Origin of the sequence: Actinacidiphila bryophytorum (assembly GCF_016916835.1) — a bacterium.
In the GTDB taxonomy this organism is placed as follows: Bacteria; Actinomycetota; Actinomycetes; order Streptomycetales; family Streptomycetaceae; genus Actinacidiphila; species Actinacidiphila bryophytorum.
On sequence record NZ_JAFFIX010000024.1, the window covers coordinates 51,974 to 72,047 of the forward strand.

Sequence of the window (20,074 nt, forward strand, 5' to 3'; positions counted from 1 at the left end):
GCTTGCCTGCGGCTGCATCGTGATTGGGCGCGCAGTTCCCCGCGCCCCTGAAAACGCTCCCCCTCCTGCGCGGAGGGCGCCGCCTGAAAGCGCCCGCTCTGCGCGCAGAGGGCAGCCACCAGGGGCGCGGGGAACTGCGCGACAAGCCACCCACCCACCGAAAGGTGCAAGCTCACAGCAAGGGGCACCCACCTGGGCAGCCCCCGGCCAGGGACTTGGCAAGGTGCGGGAAAGGGCGGGGAGGGGGAAGGTTGTGGCGGAGGTGCGCAATGCCGATCAGCCTGCCGCACGGCGTGAGGCCGGAACCCGGCCTCCCGGTTCCCCCCTACTGGCATGCCCACCTGTCCGCGGCCTCGCCCGGCACGGAGGAGGCGGGCGGCGGGCCGCGCCTGCTGGACGCCGCGTGCGGCTACTTCACACGGCGCGGCATGTGGAGCGGCCCCGGCCAGGTCCTCGCCGCGCCCGGCGCGGAACCGCTGCTGCTGGCGCTGCTCGCCGCCGCGGGCGGCGACCCGGTGCTCGCCCGCCCGGCCCCGGCCTGGCAGGCGCCGGTCGCGGAGCTGGTGGGCCGGCCCGTGCACGCGGTGCGCAGCGCGCCGGAGGGCGGCGGGGTGCCCGACCCGTTCGCGCTGCTCGAAACGGTCCGCAGGGCCAGGGCGGCGGGCGCCGACCCGCGGCTGCTCGTGCTGTCGGCCGCGGACGACCCGACGGGCACGGTGACCGCACCGGAACTGCTGCACGAGACCTGCGAGGCCGCGGCGGAGGGGGGTCTGCAGATCGTCTCGGACGAGACGTACTCCGACACACTGCACCACCGCGACACCGTGCTGCTCAGCCCCGCCGAGATGCTCCCCGACCACACCGTCGTGCTCGCCGACCTGGGCGCCACGCTCGTCCCGGCGGCCGTGCCGGTCGCCATTGCCCGCTTCCCCGCGACCGCGCACGGCACGGCCTGGCGGCAGCGCACCGCGGCGGCGCTCGCCGCGGTACGGGCCGTGCTGCCCGCGCCTGTCGCCGCGGCCACCGCGTACGTCCTCACCGAGCCGTCGGAGGTCGTCGAGCGGGTCGCCGCCGCGAACCGGCTGCACGCCAGGACCGCTGCCGCCGCCTACCGGGCCGTGACCGGGACCGGTGCGGTGTGCCGGCCGCCGCAGGCCGGCTTCCAGCTGTACCCGACGCTGCGCAGCCCCGACCTGGACGCCGCCGCCCTCGAAGAGCGCCTGAGCGCCGCGCTGGGCAGGTCCGTGCCCGGCGGCCACCGTTTCGGCGACGACCCGGCGGAGCCCCGGGTGCGTATCGACACCGGCGCGCTGCACGGCCGTACCGAGAGCGAACGGCGTACGACGCTGGCCGCCGCCGACCCGCTCGCCGTCCCCCATGTGGCGGCGGCCCTCGACGCGCTCACCGCCGCGTTCGCCGCGCTGACCGGCCCGGACGTGGTCAGCGGTTCGGCCGATGTGCGATCGCGGGGCGCGGCGGGCTGACTTACGTTCGAGGCGTCGCCCCCGGACCGCACGGACGGAGTCCCGATGACCGATCAGAGCGAACGGACCCTGGCCGCGCCACGCCCGCCCGGTGAGCACCGGGTCTGGCCCAGGTCCTTCGCCGACCGGCTCACCGAACCGCTCCCGGGCCTGCGCACCCTGGTGCGGGCCGTGCGGGAGTGCGTCATCCGCCCGCCCGCCCACACCCTGCGCCAGGTGCCGCTGCTGCCCTTCGCGCCCGGGCCGCTGCCGGAACCGGGACCCGGCGCCGTCTCCGTCACCTGGGCGGGACACGCCAGCTGGGTGATCCGCGTCGGCGGGCTCACCGTGCTGACCGACCCCGTGTGGTCGCGCCGCATCCCCGCCACCCCCGCCAGGATCACGCCGGTGGGCGTGCCCTGGGAGAACCTGCCGCCGGTCGACGCGGTCGTCATCAGCCACAACCACTACGACCACCTCGACGCCCCGACGCTGCGGCGGCTGCCCCGCGGCACCGCGCTCCTGGTCCCGGCCGGGCTCGGCGCCTGGTGCCGGCGCCGCGGATTCACCCGGGTGACCGAGCTGGACTGGTGGGAGGCCGCCGAGATCGGCGGCGTCCGCTTCGACTTCGTGCCCGCGCACCACTGGAGCCGGCGTACCCTCACCGACTCCTGCCGGTCGCTGTGGGGCGGCTGGGTCCTCACCGACCGGGCCGGCGGCCACCGCGTCTACTTCGCCGGCGACACCGGTTACGGCGACTGCTTCACCGAGATCGGGCGGGCGCACCCGGGGATCGACCTGGCGCTGCTGCCGATCGGGGCGTATGCGCCGCGGCGGCTGCTCAAGGCTGTGCACATGGATCCGGAGGAGGCGGTCCAGGCCTTCATGGACCTCGGGGCCGCGGTCATGGCGCCCATGCACTGGGCGACGTTTCTGCTGTCGAGCGAACCGCCGCTGGAGCCTCTCACCAGGCTGCACGCGGCCTGGGCCGCGGTGGGCCTTCCGGCGGAGTCCCTGTGCGCCCTCCCGATCGGGGCGTCCCACGTCGTGCCGCCGCTGCCGTAGGCGACTGCCCCCTGCGGTGGGTGGTCGGCTTTCCCCGGTGGTGGGTGCGTCGGTGATTGCCACTTGCTGTGGCGTTGCTTCTTTCCCGCTCGCCGGGCTGGGCGCGCAGTTCCCCGCGCCCCTTGAAGACGCTCACCCTCCCAGGCGGACGGCGCCGCCTGCCTGCGCCGGCCCTGCGGAAAGAGAGCACCCCCCAGGGGGAAGGCGACGCCACAGCAAGTGGCACCCTCCTGGCCACCCGCCCGGGGGAAAGGCGAGCGCCCAGCGCATGTGCACCCGGGGGATCAGGAGTGGCGGAGGCGCTTGAGGACGGCGGGGGCAGAGGCGATCGTGAAGGTGAGGGCGACCGCGAGGGCGACGCCCTGCCAGGGCTCGGGGAAGAGGGAGCCGCCCAGGATCCCGATCAACTGGTACGTCGCGGCCCACGCCAGGCATGCGGCGACATCCCCGCGCACGAACCGCCGCAGTGGCATCTCCGACATCAGGCACGCGACCATCACCGGGATGCGTCCGCCGGGCAGCAGCCGGGAGAGCACGAGAACGGCGGCCCCGTGCTCGTCGAGGCGCCGCTGGGCCGTGTCCAGCGTGTGCTCGTCGACCCGGTCCTGCAGTCGCCGCAGCCAGCGAGAGCCGCCGCGCGACCGTACGCCGCGCAGGCCCAGCAGATACAGCCCGACGTCGCCGAGCAGCGCGGCGAACGCGGCCACGCAGAAGACGCCGAGCAGTGCGAAGGGGTCGGTCTGGTGGAAGGCGACGACGGCGGCGCTGGAGACGATCGCCCCGGTGGGTACGACCGGCACCAGGGCGCCGAGGGACACCAGCAGGAAGAGCGAGGGGTAGCCGACGGCCTGCTGGGTGCTCTCGGAGGGCGGCGGGTTGGCGGCGGCCGACGCGAGGAAGGCGATCACCCGGTCGTCCCCCGCCCCGCGGCATCTGCGTCCGCGACGGTGACGCTCTGGCCGTGGTCGAGCCGGTGCACGGTGACGCCGGGTGCGGTGTCGGCGGCGAGCCGGGCGAACTCCGCACCCGGGGTGTGGAATTCGTGCGGCCGGACCGCGTCCATCCCGATCGGCCAGAAGGTGCCGTAGTGCACGGGGACCGCGACCCGCGGGGCGAGCTGCGCCACGGCCTGGGCCGCACGTGCCGCGTCGAGGTGGCCGTGGCCGAGGAAGGGTCCCCATCCGCCCACCGGCAGCAGCGCGATGTCGCAGGCGTCGACCGCGTCCGCCATGCCGTCGAAGAGCCCGGTGTCGCCGGCGAAGTAGGTGCGGGCGGCGCCCTCCACGACGTAGCCGAGCGCGGGCGCGCGCTGCGGCCCGTACGGCAGCCGCCGGCCGTCGTGTGCGGCGGGTACGACGCGTACGGTCAGCGCGCCGAAGTCCAGGGTCTGGCCCGCCTCGACCTCGGTCAGCCGCAGCCGGTCGCGCACCCTGCGCAGTCCGGGGACGGCGGCCTGGGCGCCGCGCGGCAGCAGGACGGGGGTGCCGGGGGCGAGTCCGGCGAGCGAGCCGACGTGCAGGTGGTCGGCGTGCAGGTGGGAGACGAGGACGAGGTCGGCGGCGGCAGCGGCAGGCGGCGGCACGGGGCCGCGGCGCCGCCGCAGGTGGGCGAGGCGCCTGGCGAACAGCGGGTCGGTCAGCACCCGCATCCCGGAGTCCCGCACGGTCACCGTGGCATGGCCCCACCACGTGATCTCCACCGCCACCGTGCCCGTCCCTCCGCCGATTCCCGCCCGCGCACACCCTCGCTCACGCGGGTCAGCCCGCGCCCGCCGACCCCGAGCGTATTCCTTTCGTTGCAGGTCCGGCCGTACGGGTGTGGCAGGGTGGGGGGGTGCCTCAGCCGGGAGAGAGTCGGAGACGGGCCGCGAGGCGCAGTGCGCTGCGGGCCGTCGGACGGGTGCTCGCGGTGTGGATGGTGGCGACGGCCACCCTGGCGCTGCTGGCGTGGCTGCTGCCGGACTTCCGTATCGAGTCGCCCGACGGCGACAGCCCGACGCAGATAGCGGTGACCGCGGCTATCGGCGCGGGCGCCTTCGGTGTGCTGAGCGCGCTGGTGTGGCCGCTGCTGGTCAGGGCGCTGCTGCTGGTGCCCGCTCTGGTGCTGGGCGCGCTGGTGTTCTTCCTGAACGGTTCGCTGCTGCTGGTCGCGCTGAGCTTCACCCCGAACGGCAGGGGAGAGGTCGCGCCGGCGACGGCCGTGGTGATCGCCGCGGTGATGTCGGCCGCGTCGTCGGCGACCAGCACCGCGCTGGCCGTACGCGACGACGCCGCCTACGGGCGGCGGCTGGCCCGGCTCGCCGGTCGGCGCCGCAGGCACGCGGGCGACCCGCCGCTGCCCACGGCGCCTGGCACGGTCTTCCTGCAGCTCGACGGTGTCGGCCACGACGTGCTGCGGTCCGCGCTGACCGGCAGACCGCCCGCGATGCCCACCCTCGCGGGCTGGCTCGGCAGCACCCACCGGCTCACCGCGTGGCGCACCGACTGGAGCAGCCAGACCGGCGCGAGCCAGCTGGCGATCCTGCACGGCAGCAACCACGACGTGCCCGCCTTCCGCTGGTTCGAGAAGGAGACCGGGCAGGTGATGGTCTGCAACCGGCCGTCGAGTGCGGCGGAGCTGGAGCGCAGGGCGGTCGCCCGCACCGGTTCGCGCGGCCTGCTCGCCGCGGACGGCGCCAGCCGCGGCAACCTGTTCACCGGGGGCGCGGACCAGTCGGCGCTGGTGATGTCGGTGGCGGCGCAGCGCGGCAAGTTCAGCCGGTCCAGGTCCGGTTACTTCGCCTACTTCTCCGACCCGGCCAACGCGGTGCGCACCGCCTGGTCCTTCGTCGCCGAGGTCGGCCGGGAGGTCGCGGAGTCCAGCGCGTCGCGGTTGCGCAGGGACCGCCCGCGGATCAAGCGCGGCGGCCTCTACCCGGTGCTGCGCGCCTTCGCCACCGTCGTGGAGCGGGACGTGGCGGTGGCCGCGGTCGTCGGCGACATGCTCGCCGGGCGCACCGCGGTCTACGCCGACCTGGTCGCCTACGACGAGGTGGCCCACCACTCGGGACCCGGCAGCCGGGACGCCCGCAAGGTCCTCAGCCGGCTCGACCGCTCGGTCCGGCTGATCGCCGACGCGGCGCGCTACGCCCCGCGCCCGTACCGCATCGTGCTGCTCTCCGACCACGGGCAGAGCGGCGGCGAGACGTTCGAGGACGCGTACGGCACGGGCCTGCGCGAGCTGGTGCGCACCGGGTGCGGGCTGCCGCCTGCCGGGCGGGAACCGGGGCGGCGGGCCAGGCGGCGCACCGGGGTGGAGGCGCGGGCCGCGGCACGCAGTGCGCTGCGCCGGCCGGAGAAGGGCCGGCGGGCCGCGGAGGAGGCGGCCTGCGAGGGGCCGCCGTCCGACCCGATCGTGCTGGCGTCGGGCAACCTCGGCCTGGTCTCCTTCCCCGACATCGCGGGGCGGGCCACGCTGGAGGAGATCGCCAGGCGCTGCCCCGGCCTGCTGCCCGCGCTCACCGGGCACCCGGGGATCGGCTTCGTGCTCGTACGCAGCGAGCAGCGCGGCCCGCTGGTGCTCGGCCCCGGCGGCGGCGAACGGGAGCTGGCCACAGGGCGGGTGACCGGCGGCCCCGACCCGCTGGCCCGCTTCGGCGCGGGCGCGGCGGCCGCGGTGCTGCGGGCGGACGCCTTCCCGCACACCGCCGACCTGATGGTGAACTCGGCGGTCGACCCGGCCACGGGGGCCGTGCACGCCTTCGAGGAGCAGGCGGGCTCGCACGGCGGCCTCGGCGGCCCGCAGTCCCGGCCCTTCCTGCTGGCACCCGCGGAACTGCCGCTGCCGGGGCAGGAGATCGTCGGGGCCGAGTCGCTGTACAGGGTCTTCTGCTCCTGGCTCGCCCCCGCCCGCGATCCCGGCCCGGCCCGGCCCCAGGAGGCGGCCCCACGCCCGCGCCGCGGCCTGTCGCGTACGTCCCCGCGCCCCTGACCCTGCCGCGGCAGGGTCGGTCAGGCGGGTCGGTCAGGCGGTGGCGCCGCCGTCGAGCACCAGATCGGTGCCGACCGTCGCCGCGGCCTCGGGCGCGGCCAGGTGCAGGACGGCGGCGGCGACCTCGGCGGTGCTGGCGGCGCGGCCGAGCGGGATCTGCTCGCGCAGCCTGGCGGCCTTGGCGGCCGGGGTCTCGCCGGGGCGGGTGGACATGGGGGTGTCGACGGGTCCCGGGCTGACCGCGTTGATGCGGACGCCGTCGGCGATGTGGTCGAGTGCCGCGTTCCTGGTGAGGGCGCTGACCGCCGCCTTGGTCGCCGCGTAGGCGCCCAGGCCGGCGGCCCGCCGGTGGGCGCCGATGGTGGAGGCGATGTTGACGATCGCGCCGCCGCCGTGTCCGCGCATGTGGGCGATCTCGTACTTCATCGACAGCCACAGCCCGGTGAGGTTGGTGTCGACGGTGTGCCGCCAGGCGTCCTCGGCCATGTCGCCGACCGGTCCCGGCGCGAGGAGGACGCCGACGCCGTTGACGGCGACGTCGAGTCCGCCGAGCCGGGCCACGGCCTCGGCAACCATGCGCTCGGCGTCGGGGCCGCGGGTGATGTCGGCGGTGAGCGCCACCGCCGTACCGCCGCCCGCCGCGACGAGGCCGACGGTCGCGTCGAGCGCGGCGGGTGTGCGGCCGGCGACCGCGACCCGTGCGCCCTCGCGGGCGAAGGCGAGCGCGACGGCCCGCCCGATGCCGCTGCCGCCGCCGGTGACGAGTACGGCCTTGCCGGTGAACCTGTCGGGCATGGGAGTCTCCTGGTGAGAACGAACGTTCTTTAATGAGGGTGCAGAAGGGTTCGCGGACGCCCCGGAGGACCCCGCGGGCCGGGTTCAGCCGATGAGTGCGAGCACCTGGCGCGCCGCGTCCCGCGCCCGCTCCTGGTCTCCGCCCGCCTTGCCGACCACCCGCATGCCCTGCAGCAGCACCAGCAGCATCCGGGCCAGTGCCCGCGGGTCGCGTTCGGCGGGGAGTTCGCCCTGCGCGCGGGCGCGCAGCAGGGCCGAGGTCAGCGCGGTCTCCAGCACGTCCCAGCTGGCCTCGACGCGCCGGGCGGCGTCGCGGTCGTGCGGGGCGCGTTCGACCGCCGTGTTGGTCATGAAGCAGCCGCGCCGCAGTTCGTCGCCCGCCGACTCCTCGGCGAAGCGGGTCACCAGTGCCCTGACCGCGGGCAGCGCCGGTCCGGGCTGGGACAGCTCGGTCAGCAGCAGCGGGTCGCACAGCTCGCCGTAGCGGCGCAGGGCGCGCAGGTACAGCTCGTGCTTGCTGCCGAAGGTGGCGTAGATGCCCGCCCTGGCCACGCCGAGCCGCTCGACCAGGGCGGCCATCGAGGTCGCCTCGTAGCCCCGCTCCCAGAACAGCTCAAGTGCCGCCTGGAGCGCCGCGTCCGGGTCGAATTCCTTGGTCCTGGCCATGGTGGCGACCCTAGGTCAGAGCAGAACGACCGGTCAAGAAAAAACGATCGTCAAGGATAGATTGACGACGACCTGCCGTCAACTTACGGTTGACGCATGACTCAGCACCCGGTCCGCCTCAGCGACCTCATCGACTACGTCAAGCAGCAGCACCCCGACAGCGACCCCCTCGCCGACCTCGAACACGCGGTGACCATCGCCGCCTACCTCGACGACGTCGCCGACCACCTCATCGGCCACTTCGTCGACCAGGCCCGCAGGGCCGGCGCGTCCTGGACCGACATCGGACAGCACATGGGGGTCAGCAAGCAGGCCGCGCAGCAGCGGTTCGTGCCCAAGATCCCCGAGGACCTCGGGCTCAACGTCGAGGCCAACTTCAGCCGCTTCACCCCGCGCGCCCGCAAGGCCGTCGCCGACGCGCAGGAAGAGGCCCGCAGCTCACGGCACGGCGCCATCGAGCCCGAGCACCTGGTCCTCGGACTGCTCGGCCAGCAGGACACCTTCGCCACCCGCGCGCTGGAAGCCCTTGGCACCGCACCCGACGCGGTACGTGCCGCGGTCGCCACCCCGGGCGCGGAGAAGCGGCCGCTCAAGGGCCACCTGCCGATCAGCCCGGCCGCCAAGAAGACCCTGCAGATGGTCTTCCGCGAGGCACTGCGGCTCGGCCACAACTACATCGGCACCGAGCACATCCTGCTCGGTGTGCTCAGCGACGACCAGGACGCCTCCGCGCAGGCCCTGACCGCGCTCGGCGTCACCCACCAGGGCGTCGAGGAGTGGCTCGTCGCCGCGCTGGCGGAACTCAAGCCCTGACCCGCGGCTCCGCGGACCCCGGCCGGTTCCTCACCCCGTCTTGCCGAGTGCCAGCAGCCGGTACACCGGGTCGCCGCGCGGCACGTCGGGGTCGGGCAGCCCGGACAGCCGGCCGGCGAGCGCCGCGGTCTGCGCCTCGTCCAGAGCCAGCGCGGAGGCGAAGTAGCCGCGGCTGACATCCCCTGCCGTGCGGTTCGGCGAGCGGCCCTGCCCGTGGCCGGTGAAGCGCGCCTCGCCGACCCGGCGCAGCCCGTGCTCGCTGGCCGCCGCGGTGACCCGCAGTGCGCCGTCGTACGGCCGTCGCACCCGGTAGGGGGCCATCAGCTGGTCGACGTCGCTGTTCACGTCGTGGCCGGCGTCCTTGTCGACGGTGGTCACGAAGACCCCGCCGGGCCGCAGCACCCGCGCGCACTCGGCGACCACGGTGAGCGCGTCGGGCAGCAGGTGCAGCAGCCACACCGCGCTCACCGCGTCGAGCGACTCGTCGGCGAAGGGCAGCCGGTGGCAGTTCCCCTTCACCACCCGGCCGCCGACCCGGTCGGCCGCGGTGCGCACCATCCCGGTCGCCGCGTCCACCCCGAAGACCTGCAGGCCCGGCCGGACCAGCCGCTCGGTGACGAGACCGGTGCCGCACCCCACGTCGAGCAGGGTGCGGCACCTGTCGGGTATGAGCGCCAGCACGGCACGCGCGGCCGCCACCGCCCGCGGCACGCCCCCGCGCGTCGCGTCGTAGCGCGCCGCCTCCACGTCGTAGTCCAGCATGTGGGCGATGGTAGACGGGCCCGGTGAACAGCAGCCTGTCAGGTAGCTTGCGCCGCTGTTACGGGAGTGGATCAGCCGAAGTGGTCCGGGTCCGGGCCGAGCCGGGTGCCGTCGTCGAGCGCCGCGAGGTCCGCGAGGTCGTCGGTGGTCAGCTCGAAGCCGAAGACGTCGATGTTCTCCCGGATCCTGGACGGCGTCACCGACTTGGGGATGACGACATTGCCCAGCTGCAGGTGCCAGCGCAGCACGACCTGCGCCGGGGTGCGCCCGTGGCGTGCCGCGACCTTCGCGATCACCGGGTTGTCCAGCAGGCCCTTGCCCTGGCCCAGCGGCGACCACGCCTCGGTCGCGATGCCCAGCTCGGCGTGCAGGGCGCGCAGTTCGGCCTGGGCCAGCTGCGGGTGCACCTCGATCTGGTTCACCGCGGGCACCAGCTCGGAGCCGTCCACCAGCCGGCGCAGATGCCCGGGCTGGAAGTTGGACACGCCGACCGCCCGCGCCCGCCCGTCGGCGGCGATCCGCTCCAGCGCGCGCCAGGTCTCCGTATACGCGTCGCGCCGCGGCTGCGGCCAGTGGATCAGGTAGAGGTCCACGTAGTCGAGGCCCAGCTTGTCCAGCGAGCGGTCGAAGGCCCGCAGCGCCGGGTCGTAGCCCTGGTCGGAGTTCCACAGCTTGGTGGTGACGAACAGTTCCCCGCGCGGCAGCCCCGAGGCGGCCAGCGCCCGGCCCGTACCCTCCTCGTTGGCGTACAGCGCGGCGGTGTCGATGCTGCGGTAGCCCGCCTCCAGAGCGGTGGCGACGGCGGCGGTGGCCTCGTCGTCGGGCACCTGCCAGACGCCGAAGCCCAGCCGGGGCATTTCCACGCCGTTGTTGAGGGTGATGGTGGGGACCTTGCTCACGGGCGGTCGATCCTTACGTGGGGAGTTGTCCGGCGCACCCGGGTGTGCCGGGTCGTCGCGCGGCCGGTCACCCGCCGCGGAGGGCGAGGTGGCGGCTGTGGCGTACAACCCGGCGGACCGATCGGCGCATTCCCGCGCCCCGCGGGAAGCCGAGCCGATAACCTCACGCGCGGGGATCACGCGCGGGAACCAGGCTCTCAGGCCCGGGCAGCGGAGGGGAGCGGGACCGATGGCGGGCCACGAAGGACCGGCGGGTACGGCGCAGGCGGCGACCGCCGCGCGGCAGGGCAGCACATGGCGGCGCGGGGACCTGGAGGCGCCGCCCTTCCCCGAGGTGCCGCAGGCCGCGGCGGCCGACCCCGCGGTGCAGCGCGAGACGCTGGCCCGGCTGCGCGCCTGGGCCGAGCAGGACGCCGAGGCCGCCATCGACTGGTACCTGCGTGACAAGCGGCTCAAGCGCGTCGGCTCCCGGCTGCTGCAGGGCTTCGCGATCGCCTTCGCGGTGGCCGGCACCGCGGTGCCGCTCGGCACCGCCGCGTACGGCGGTTCCGGGCAGGGCTGGGGATACGTGCTGCTCGCGGTCGCCGCGGGCTGCAAGGCCTTCGACCACTTCTTCGGGGTGTCGGCCGCCTGGATGCGGGACATCACCGTCGCGCACGCCCTGCGCACCGAGCTGAACGCCGTACGCCTGGAGTGGGCCGCCGACGTGCTGCGGGCGGGACCCCGAACGGACCCGCCCGGGCTGCTGCTGGAGCCCGCCGACGTCGAACGGCAGCTGGCGCTCGTGCACCGGCTGGCCGCCGCGGTACGCAGCCACGTCGACGGCGAGACGGCCGAGTGGCAGGCCGAGTTCAGCTCCAGCACCCGGCAGCTGCAGGGCCAGGGCGGGCTGCCCGCGGCAGAGCGCTGAGCCGCGGCAGCCGGGGCCGGAGCAGGGGACGGGGACGGGGATCGGGGGCGTGATGCCGATGCGCAGACTGCTGACCGTGGTCATGCCGGACGGGGCGGAGCACGACGTCGAGCTGGCCGCGCCGGAGTCCGAGCTGATGGTGGGGCTCGCCGCGCACTTCGCGGACAGGTGGGGCGTACCCCAACAGGACGCGGAAGCGGACACCGGCGAGGACACCGGCTTCCGCCGTTTCGGCGTCCTGCTCCACTACCCCGGCTCCACGGCCCCGATGCTCTTCGCGGGCGAGGACGCCCTGCCCGCCCTGATGACGCTGGGGGAGTCGCCGTTACGCGACGGCGTACGCGTCGGCCTCGGAGGGGGGCTGGACGAGCCGGCCGCCGGCGGGAACGCCGTGGTGGAGATCGTCGCGGGGGAGGGCGCGGGGCGCCGGCAGCCCGCGAACCTGCCCCCCAGCCCCCGGGTGGCCTTCGACGACGTGGCCCTCGCCGAGCTGCTGGACACGCGGACCGGCTACCCCCACTGGAGCTTCCGGCTCGACGGCTTCCCCGCCCGGCGCGACGACGGGTGGCCGGCGGGCGCGCTGCTTGAGGCGGGCGGCAGATGCCTGCGGTGGCGGCCCAGGAGCCAGGCCGTGCCGGCCCAGCTGCCGGAAGGGGAGGGCGGCACGCTGCTCTTCGCCCGGCCGCCCCGCCACACACCGGCACCCCTGTCGGCCGGGTTCGGCTACGCGGCGCCGGTGCGCTGGTGGTACGGGACCGCCGCGATGAACGAACGCGCCCGCAAGGCCCGCGTCACCCGCCGCGGCAGGATCGCGACCGAGATCGCCGCCACCGTGCCGTCCGCCTGGTGGGGGCGGCAGGTGGCCGACGCCGAGCTGGCGGGCAAGACGGTCCACAACGTCGCCCAGGAGCTGGCCCGCGCCTATCCCGCGGCCCCCGAGGTGCGCGACATCGCCCTCCTGCGCGACGACCGGCTGTGGGAACGCCGCCGCACCGACCAGGACTTCCTCGCGCTGCGCTGCGGGCTGCGCACCTCGGCCGACGACCGGGGCGACTCCGTCGAACTGGGCGCGGACTCCTGCCCCGCCGTCGTCAGCCTGCCGACGCGCGGCGTCGTCGGCGTCGTCGGCGCCGGCCACCGCCCGCGGCGGCTCGCGGGATGGCTCGCGCTGCAGGCCGCCGTCCACCACAGCCCGCAGGACGTCGTGCTGCGGGTGCTGACCGACGCGGCCGGCGCGGCGGACTGGCGGTGGCTGCGCTGGCTGCCGCGCTCCTCCTCCGCACTGGACGACGGCGGAGCACCCCGGGTCTACGCCGACCCGACGTCGGTGGCCCGGCAGATCGGCGCCCTGCTCCAACTGCTGGCCGACCGGCGCAGCGCCGTGGAGGCCAAGGCGGCGGCGAGCCCGCTGGCCGGGGTGCTGACGGACATGCGCCTCGTGGACGCCCTGCTCGTCGAGGTCGCGGACAGGACCCCGCACGTGCCCGCCGTCGTGCTGGTCCTGGACGGCGTCCGGCGGCTGCGCACCCTGCCCGGCGTCGGACGGCTGCTCCAGGAGGGTCCCGCCGTCGGGGTGTACGTCGTCTGCCTGGGCGAGGAGGTCCGACACCTGCCGGCGGGCTGCGACTGGCTGCTCGACACCGGCGCCGAGGGCGGCCCCCGGGTCGTGGAGGACGGCGTCCCCTACCCGCTCGTCCCCGACCTGCCGGACAAGGACTTCTTCGAGGAGCCGGCCAGGGCGCTGGCCCCGCTGCGGGACGCCGACACCGTACAGCGCGCCCTGGACCTCGCCGACCGGCCGCTGGCCGAACTGCTCGGGCTGGAGCGGCCCGACGACGCGCTGCCGATCGCCGCCCGCTGGGCCGCGGTGCCCCGGTCGACCACCGCCGTCGTGGGGCAGGCCGACGCCCTCCCCTTCGAGCTGGACCTGCGCACGCACGGCCCGCACGCCCTGGTCGCGGGCGCCGCGGGGTCGGGGCGCAGGGAGTTCCTGTGCAGCTGGATCGCCTCGCTCGCCGTCGCCAACCGGCCGGACGAGATGCTCTTCGTCCTGGTCGACTACAAAGGCGGCGCCCTATTCGACCCGGTCGCCGACCTGCCGCACGTCACCAGCCTGGTCGTGGACCTCGACACCCGCCAGGCCGAGCGCATCCTCGGCAGGCTGCAGGCCGCCCTGCGCTCCCGGGAGGCCCAGATCGGCACGTACAAGGCCCGGGACATCGACGAATACCAGGACATGCGGGACCGCGGCCGCGACCTGCCGCCGCTGCCGCGGCTGGTCTTCGTGATCGCCGAGTACGCCGCCCTGGCCCTCGAGATACCCGCCCTGGTCGCCGGGCTGATCAACCTCGCACAGCGGGGCCGCTCGCTCGGCGTGCACCTGGTGCTGGCCACCCAGCGGCCCGTGGGTCCGCTGACCGCCGACATCCGCTCGGCCACCAACCTGCGGGTCGCCCTGCGGGTCGGCAGCGCCGAGGAGAGCGCTGCCGTCATCGACGCGCCCGACGCTGCGGCGATCCCCGGGTCGAACCCCGGGCGGGCCTTCCTGCGCACCGGCGCCGAGGAACTGCGGGAGTTCCAGGCCGCGATGCCGGTCGGCACCGGCCGGCACCGCCCCGCGGACCGCACGGTCACGACCACCGACCTGGACGACCAGACCTTCCTCCCGGCGGCCCCCGCAGCCGGGCCGCTGGTCGCCATCTCCGGGCAGAGCGACCTCGGCCTGCTGGTGTCCGCGGTCCGCAGCGCCGCACAGATCGCCCAGGTGCCCACCGTGCCGGGGCCGCTGCCCGAGCAGCTGCCGATGGTGGTCACGCTGTCAGAACTGCCCCCGCCGGCAGGGGAGGTACGGGACCTGGCCCCGGTGGCGTACGGCGTCGCGGAACTGGCCGACGAGCCCGGCAGGCTGCCCGTGCTCTTCGACCCGCTCGCCGGTGGGCCGCTGGCCGCGGTCGGCGCCCCCCGCAGCGGCAGGTCGCAGTTCCTGCGCACCCTGGCGGCGGCCCTCGCCGTACGCCACAGCTCCGCCGACGTCCACCTCTTCTGCATCGACTGCGGCACCGGCGCCCTGCAGGCGCTCAGCCGGCTGCCGCACTGCGGCGCCGTGGTCACCCGGGGCCGCCCCGACCACATGGCGCGGCTGGTCAGCCGGCTCACCGCGGCCCTCTACAGCCGCCAGCAGCTGTTCGCCGAGGGCGGCTTCGGTGACATCGCCGCCCAGCGGCAGGCCGTGCCGCAGGAGCGCAGGCTGCCGTACCTGGTGCTGCTGCTCGACCAGTGGGAGGCATTCGGGGACTTCGCCGAGCGGGACGGCGGACGTATGCGCGACGACCTGGGCCTGCTGATGGCCGAGGGCGCCAGGGCCGGTATCCGGGTCGTCATGACCGGTGACGAGCCTGGGTCCTTCCGGCCGACGGGCACCGTCGACCCCGACCTGCTCGTCCTGGACCAGCGGAGCGCGGCGGCCTACCGCGACCTGGGTGTCGAGGCACCGCACGGCAGGCTCGAACCCGGCCGCGCCCTGCGCGCGTTCAGCTCCGTCGAGCTGCAGATCGCGCTGCTCGACGGCGAGCCCACCAGCCGCGGCCAGAGCGACGCCCTGGACCGGCTGGCGCAGGAGCTGCGCACGCGCGACGCGCACATACCGCACCCGCAGCGGCCCTTCACCATCGACGACGCCCCACGGGCCGCCGAGAGCTTCCACGTCGGACCCGGCAAGGGCCGCCCGGTCGGCCGCGAGGACGTCCTCGCCTGGCTGCGCGACCGGCACGCCACCGGTGCGTCCGCGGCACTGCTCGGGCCGCGCAGGGCGGGCAAGACCTGGGTGCTCGAAGAGCTGTCGCGGCGGCTCGCCGCGGAAGGCGGCCACCGTGAGGTGCACCGCCTGGTCGTACCGCCCGCGCAGTCCCCGGTGGACGACCCGGACGTGCTGGCCGGGATACTCGACCGCGGGGTGCGCGAGGCCGCCGGCCCCGCCGAGGCGCTGCTCGACAAGGCCGCCTCGTCCGCCGCGGGCGCAGGACCCGCCTACCTGCTCGACGAGGTCGGCCGGCTCGCCGACTACGGCCCGGCCGCCGTCTCCTGGCTGCGCGACCTCGGGCAGGCCGGCGCCTGGCTGCTCTACACCGGCACCGAGAAGGACTGGCGGACCGTGGTGCGCTGGGCGCTGACCGCGCCGGGCTCCAGCTTCGGCAACGACGTCAACGCCCGGCTGCTCGGCCCGCTCGACCGGGACGCCGCACTGGACTTCCTGTCCGGCACCGCCGCCAACCTCGGGGTCGCACTCGGCCGCGACACCACCGCGTCCGACATCGTCGCGACCGTCGGCAGCTGGCCGTTCTACCTCCAGGTCGCCGGCGACGCCGTCGTCCGCGCCGTCCAGGGCAACGACCTGAGCCCGCTGTCGGGACCCGGCGCGGTGCGGGCGCTGACCGAACGGCGGCTGCTGGACGAGTGGACGCTGCACTTCCAGTCCCGCTGGGCCGAGATCGGCCCCGCCGGGCGGGCCGCACTGCTCACCGCGCCCGGCACCATGCCGCTCGACGCGAGCCCCGCGCAGCGCGAGGACCTGCGCGAGGTGGGGCTGCTGCGGCCCGGCGAGGAGTGGCTGTCGGACCCGCCGCTGCTGGACTGGATCGCCAGGAACGAAATCTCTTTGCGTGACGGGGAGTCAGGGGAGTTATCCGCATGAGTGTCTTCCGGCCGAGCCAGGCCTACCGCGCCGACCTCGACATCAGGCTCGGCGCAGGACGGCTGCCCAGCTGGATCCGGCCGCCCGCGGAAGGCGCGGCGCCCAACAGCGCGGCCTGGCTGGTCGTCATGCCGCGCAGGGCGGGCAAGACGTGGCTGGCGCAGGGTGTCGCCGACCTGCGCGCCGCCGGCGGCATCGTTCCGGCCGGCGGCACCGTACGGGTCGACCTGCGGTCGTCGGCGTCGGTCCGCAGGACCGGGCTCGGCTGCCTGACCGGCGCCGACGCGCAGCCGCCGGTGAGGGAGGGCCGGCTGGTCATCGTCGACGAACCCGCGCTCGCCCGGCCCGGCGGCCCCGGGGTGCCGCCCGAGGTGCTCGCCGAGGGCCTGCAGCGGGTCGGCGAGACCGGGGCGACGGCCATGGTGCTGGCCACCCCCGCGGAGAGCGCACTGCTGGCCCCGCACCTCGGCCCCGACGCGCGCAAGGACATCCTGCGCCCGCCGGTGCTCGACGCCGGTGAGAGCGAGCGGATGGCGGCCAGGGCGCCGCAGTGGGCGCCCGCGCTGGTGGAGTGGCTGCGCCAGGCGGAGCCCGGCTGGCTGCACACCCCCTTCCTGCTCGAACTGGTCCTGCACACCGCCGAGGAGCGTCCCGCGCTGCGCGACGAGCCCGAGGCGCTGCTGCGGGCCGCCGTCGAGGTGGCCGAGGACCGCCACGAGTACATACAGCAGTGGTTCCACAACGGCCTCGGCGAGCAGCACCGCGCCGCCCTGCGCGCCGGCCGCTGGCGGGCGGCGGGCCTGCCGGTCGCCCTGCCCGCGGCGGATCAGCCCGCGCCCGGCGCCCGGCGGTACGGCCCCGCGCCCGGTGCCGAGGACCGCCAGGACGAGGTGCGCGGGGGTGCGCCGCTGGCCGACGACCCGGTGCTGGCCCGGCACCTGCCCGAGGTGCTGCGCGTGCACCACATCTCCGACCTGCACCACGGCGGACGGCTGTCCTCGCTGGTCGACTCCAAGGATCCGACGCAGGCCGGCCACCGTATCGCCACCGTGGCAGGGGCGGGCACCGCGCTCGACAGCTACCTGGACCATGTGCGCCAGCTCGCCGCGCAGGGCCGCGCCCCGCACCTGGTCGTCGTCACCGGCGACGTCGTGGACCGGCCCTCCGACACCCACGGTGCGATCGCCCGCGGATGGCTCGACACGCTCGCGGGGCTGCTGGCCCCGCACCGCGACCTGCGTCCTGACGACCCGCGCGTGCTGCTGGTCGGCGGCAACCACGACGTGTCGTGGGACCTGGCGCTCGACCCGTCGCCGCAGGCCAGGCACCGCTGGTTCGCGTCGAACTTCGCCGGGCTCCCGCACCCCGACCTGCAGCTCGCCGACCCGCGGGCGCGCCGCCTCTACGTCGGCTACCGGGGCGTCGGCCTGCGCTTCGCGCTGCTGGGCAGCGCCGAGTCCGGCGGCGAGGCGGCCCGCGACGAGGACCGCGAGCTGCTGCGGGGCTTCCGCGAGCGCTATCTCGCGGCGGCGGGCGGCACGCGGGAGGCCGGGCCGGGCGCGGACACGGGTACGGACACGGGTACCGGCGGCGGTACGGCCGCGGATACCGGTACGGCGGCGGGCTCGGACTCGGGCCCGGGCGGTGCGGGCGGCGCCGATGTGGCCGCCGTCGTCCGGGACTTCGAACGCCACGACCCCGGCGTCATCGCCCGCGGCGTCCTCGACCGGCTGGCACCCGAGCGCGGCTACGTCACCGTCGCGGCGCTGCACCACCCGCTGTCCCCGGTCCCCGCCGTCGAGGTCGCGCCCTACTCGGGCGTCGTGAACGCCGGGCAGGCCAAGCGGGCGCTCGCCGCCGCCAGGACGTCGCTGGTCCTGCACGGCCACACCCACCTGGGCTTCGCGGCCGCCGAACGGCTGCTCGGCTCGGGGCCGGCGTGGACGGTGCGGATCGCCGGGGCGCCGGCGCTGGCCAGCCGGGAGACCGAGGAGCGCAACGGCTACAACGAGCTGTTCGTGTCCCGGGAGGGCGGCGCCCACACCCTCGCGGTGCGCACCGTCCGGCTCGACGGGGGGCAGTGGACGCCGGGCGAGGTGTTCGCCTTCCGCCCGGGCGCGGCCGACGAGCGCGACCTCGCCGAGCTGTGCGCGGACGGCCGCCCGTGAGAGGGTCTCACCCGGGCGGGAGCCCCTCACGCCCGGTAGAGGGCCTCGATCTCCGCCGCGTAGGCCGCCTCGATGGCCCGCCGCTTCAACTTCAGCGACGGCGTCAGGGTGCCGCGCTCCTCGCTGAACTGCCCGCCCAGTATCCGGAAGGTCCTGATCGACTCGGCCTGCGAGACCAGCGTGTTGGCGGCGACCACCGCCCGCCGGATCTCCGTCTCCAGGTCCGGGTCGTGCAGCAGCTCCGCCTGCAGCAGCCGCGGCTTGCCGCGCATCGTCAGCCAGTGCGTGACGGCCTCCGGGTCGAGGGTCACCAGGGCCGCGACGAACGGCCGGTCGTTGCCGACGACCACGCACTGCGCCACCAGCGGGTGCGCCCGCACCCGGTCCTCCAGCGCGATCGGCGACACGCTCTTGCCGCCGCTGGTCACCAGGATCTCCTTCTTGCGCCCGGTGATGGTCAGATAGCCGTCCTCGTCGAGCGCCCCGATGTCCCCGGTGGCCAGCCAGCCGTCCCGCAGCACCTCGTCGGTGGCCTTGACGTTGTTGAGGTAGCCGGTGAAGACCTGCCCGCCGCGCAGCCAGATCTCGCCGTCCTCCGCGATCAGCACCGTCGTCCCCGGCACCGGCAGCCCCACGGTGCCGAAACGGGTCTGCTCCGGCGGGTTCGCGGTCGCCGCCGCGGTGGTCTCGGTCAGGCCGTAGCCCTCGTAGATCGTGACGCCCGCGCCGGAGAAGAACAGCCCGATCCGCCGCTCCATCGCCGAGCCGCCGGAGATCGCGTGCCGCACCCGGCCGCCGAGGGCGCCGCGTACCTTGCTGTAGACCAGCTTCTCGTAGAGCTGGTGCTGCATGCGCAGGCCCGCGCTGGGACCGGGGCCGGTACCGAAGGCCCTGGCCTCCATCGCCTCCGCGTGCCGGACGGCCACCTCCACCGCCTTGTCGAACGGCCCGAGCCGCCCGCCCACCTCGGCCTTGCGCCGCGCGGCCTGGAAGACCTTCTCGAAGACGTACGGCACCGCGAGCACGAACGTCGGCCGGAAACCCGCAAGCGACGGGATCAGGTCGGACGCGGTCATGCTGGGCTGGTGGCCGAGCCTGATCCGGTGCCGGACGCAGGCCACCTCCACCATCCGGCCGAAGACGTGCGCGAGCGGCAGGAAGAGCAGTGTCGACGGCTCCTCGCCCGGCTTGTTGGAGAAGACCGGTTCCCAGCGCGCCACCACGTTGTCGGTCTCGGCCATGAAGTTGGCGTGCGTGAGGATGCAGCCCTTGGGGCGGCCCGTGGTGCCCGAGGTGTAGATGACGGTGGCGACCGCCTCCGGCGTCACCGCCAGCCGGTGCCGCTCCACCACGTCGTCGCCGATGTCCCGGCCGGCCTGCGACAGCTCCTCGACGCAGCCCGCGTCCAGCTGCCACAGCCGGTTCAGCCGCGGCAGCTCGTCGACCGCGGCGCCCACCGTCATCGCGTGGTCCTCGTGCTCCACCACCGCCGCGACCGCGCCCGAGTCGTGCAGCATCCAGCGGACCTGCTCCGAGGACGAGGTCGGGTAGACCGGCACCGACTGGGCTCCGATCGCCCACAGCGCGAAGTCGAACAGCGTCCACTCGTAGCGGGTGCGGCTCATGATCGCGACGCGGTCGCCGAAGCGTACGCCCTCCGCGAGCATGCCCTTGGCGACCGCGACCACCTGGTCGCGGAACTCGGCGGCGGTGACATCGTGCCATGTGCCCCGGTCGTCGGCGCGGGACAGCACCACCTGGTCCGGGGCCTGCCGTGCGTTGCCGAACACGGCATCCGCCAGACCGCCGGCCTGGGGTGCGGTGGCCAGCGCGGGGACGGTGAACTGACGCAACGGGTGCTCTCCTAGGACCGC

14 protein-coding genes are annotated in these 20,074 nt (G+C 75.4%); 7 read left to right on the forward strand and 7 right to left on the reverse strand.

Annotated elements, in window-relative coordinates:
- Positions 1-269 precede the first annotated feature (269 nt).
- Both JT723_RS27780 and JT723_RS27785 read left to right on the forward strand, forming a co-directional pair.
- On the forward strand, positions 270-1,484 hold the full coding sequence (locus JT723_RS27780; RefSeq protein WP_205047561.1) for an aminotransferase class I/II-fold pyridoxal phosphate-dependent enzyme: 1,215 nt from the start codon (positions 270-272) through the stop codon (positions 1,482-1,484).
- A gap of 45 nt (positions 1,485-1,529) precedes the next feature.
- Positions 1,530-2,528 (forward strand): MBL fold metallo-hydrolase, encoded by a 999-nt coding sequence (locus JT723_RS27785; RefSeq protein WP_205047562.1) that lies wholly within the window; start codon positions 1,530-1,532, stop codon positions 2,526-2,528.
- 284 nt (positions 2,529-2,812) lie between these two features.
- Here the strand turns inward: JT723_RS27785 and JT723_RS27790 are convergent, their stop codons facing one another.
- Positions 2,813-3,436 carry a DedA family protein gene (locus JT723_RS27790; RefSeq protein ID WP_251513465.1) on the reverse strand — a complete coding sequence of 208 codons (624 nt, stop codon included), beginning with the start codon at positions 3,434-3,436 and terminating at the stop codon, positions 2,813-2,815.
- Entirely contained in the window at positions 3,433-4,233 is an 801-nt protein-coding gene (locus JT723_RS27795) for an MBL fold metallo-hydrolase (protein WP_205047563.1), read from the reverse strand. Before JT723_RS27795 ends, JT723_RS27790 begins: the two co-directional genes overlap by 4 nt.
- 209 nt (positions 4,234-4,442) lie before the next feature.
- Between JT723_RS27795 and JT723_RS27800 the strand changes: the two genes are divergently transcribed.
- A complete protein-coding gene (locus JT723_RS27800) occupies positions 4,443-6,497 on the forward strand; it encodes a phage holin family protein (protein ID WP_205047622.1) in 2,055 nt (684 codons plus the stop codon).
- A 33-nt stretch (positions 6,498-6,530) separates the two neighbouring features.
- On the opposite strand, the gene JT723_RS27805 is transcribed toward JT723_RS27800, so the two are convergent.
- Both JT723_RS27805 and JT723_RS27810 read right to left on the reverse strand, forming a co-directional pair.
- Positions 6,531-7,292, reverse strand: coding sequence for an SDR family NAD(P)-dependent oxidoreductase (locus tag JT723_RS27805; protein ID WP_205047564.1), 762 nt, complete (start codon positions 7,290-7,292; stop codon positions 6,531-6,533).
- 84 nt (positions 7,293-7,376) lie between these two features.
- Positions 7,377-7,958: a TetR/AcrR family transcriptional regulator gene (locus JT723_RS27810; RefSeq protein ID WP_205047565.1), complete on the reverse strand. Its 582-nt coding sequence runs from the start codon at positions 7,956-7,958 to the stop codon at positions 7,377-7,379.
- Positions 7,959-8,054: 96 nt separating this feature from the next.
- On the opposite strand from JT723_RS27810, the gene JT723_RS27815 reads away from it, so the two are divergent.
- Positions 8,055-8,771: a Clp protease N-terminal domain-containing protein gene (locus tag JT723_RS27815; protein ID WP_205047566.1), complete on the forward strand. Its 717-nt coding sequence runs from the start codon at positions 8,055-8,057 to the stop codon at positions 8,769-8,771.
- Between the two features lie 30 nt (positions 8,772-8,801).
- Here the strand turns inward: JT723_RS27815 and JT723_RS27820 are convergent, their stop codons facing one another.
- Both JT723_RS27820 and JT723_RS27825 read right to left on the reverse strand, forming a co-directional pair.
- A complete protein-coding gene (locus JT723_RS27820) occupies positions 8,802-9,533 on the reverse strand; it encodes a class I SAM-dependent methyltransferase (protein ID WP_205047567.1) in 732 nt (243 codons plus the stop codon).
- Between the two features lie 71 nt (positions 9,534-9,604).
- Positions 9,605-10,432, reverse strand: a complete 828-nt coding sequence (locus tag JT723_RS27825) for an aldo/keto reductase (RefSeq protein WP_307794012.1) — start codon at positions 10,430-10,432, stop codon at positions 9,605-9,607.
- 229 nt (positions 10,433-10,661) lie between these two features.
- Between JT723_RS27825 and JT723_RS27830 the strand changes: the two genes are divergently transcribed.
- From JT723_RS27830 to JT723_RS27840, 3 genes are read left to right on the forward strand one after another with little or no spacing between them, the layout of a single operon-like run.
- The gene (locus JT723_RS27830) at positions 10,662-11,342 is read left to right on the forward strand and encodes an SLATT domain-containing protein (RefSeq protein ID WP_205047568.1); all 681 of its coding nucleotides are present in this window, start codon (positions 10,662-10,664) and stop codon (positions 11,340-11,342) included.
- Positions 11,343-11,394: 52 nt separating this feature from the next.
- Positions 11,395-16,032, forward strand: coding sequence for an FtsK/SpoIIIE domain-containing protein (locus tag JT723_RS27835; RefSeq protein WP_205047569.1), 4,638 nt, complete (start codon positions 11,395-11,397; stop codon positions 16,030-16,032).
- Complete coding sequence (locus JT723_RS27840; RefSeq protein WP_205047570.1) at positions 16,029-18,200, forward strand: metallophosphoesterase; 2,172 nt, start codon at positions 16,029-16,031, stop codon at positions 18,198-18,200. Before JT723_RS27835 ends, JT723_RS27840 begins: the two co-directional genes overlap by 4 nt.
- A gap of 26 nt (positions 18,201-18,226) precedes the next feature.
- On the opposite strand, the gene JT723_RS27845 is transcribed toward JT723_RS27840, so the two are convergent.
- A complete protein-coding gene (locus tag JT723_RS27845; RefSeq protein ID WP_205047571.1) occupies positions 18,227-20,053 on the reverse strand; it encodes an AMP-dependent synthetase/ligase in 1,827 nt (608 codons plus the stop codon).
- Positions 20,054-20,074: the final 21 nt, after the last annotated feature.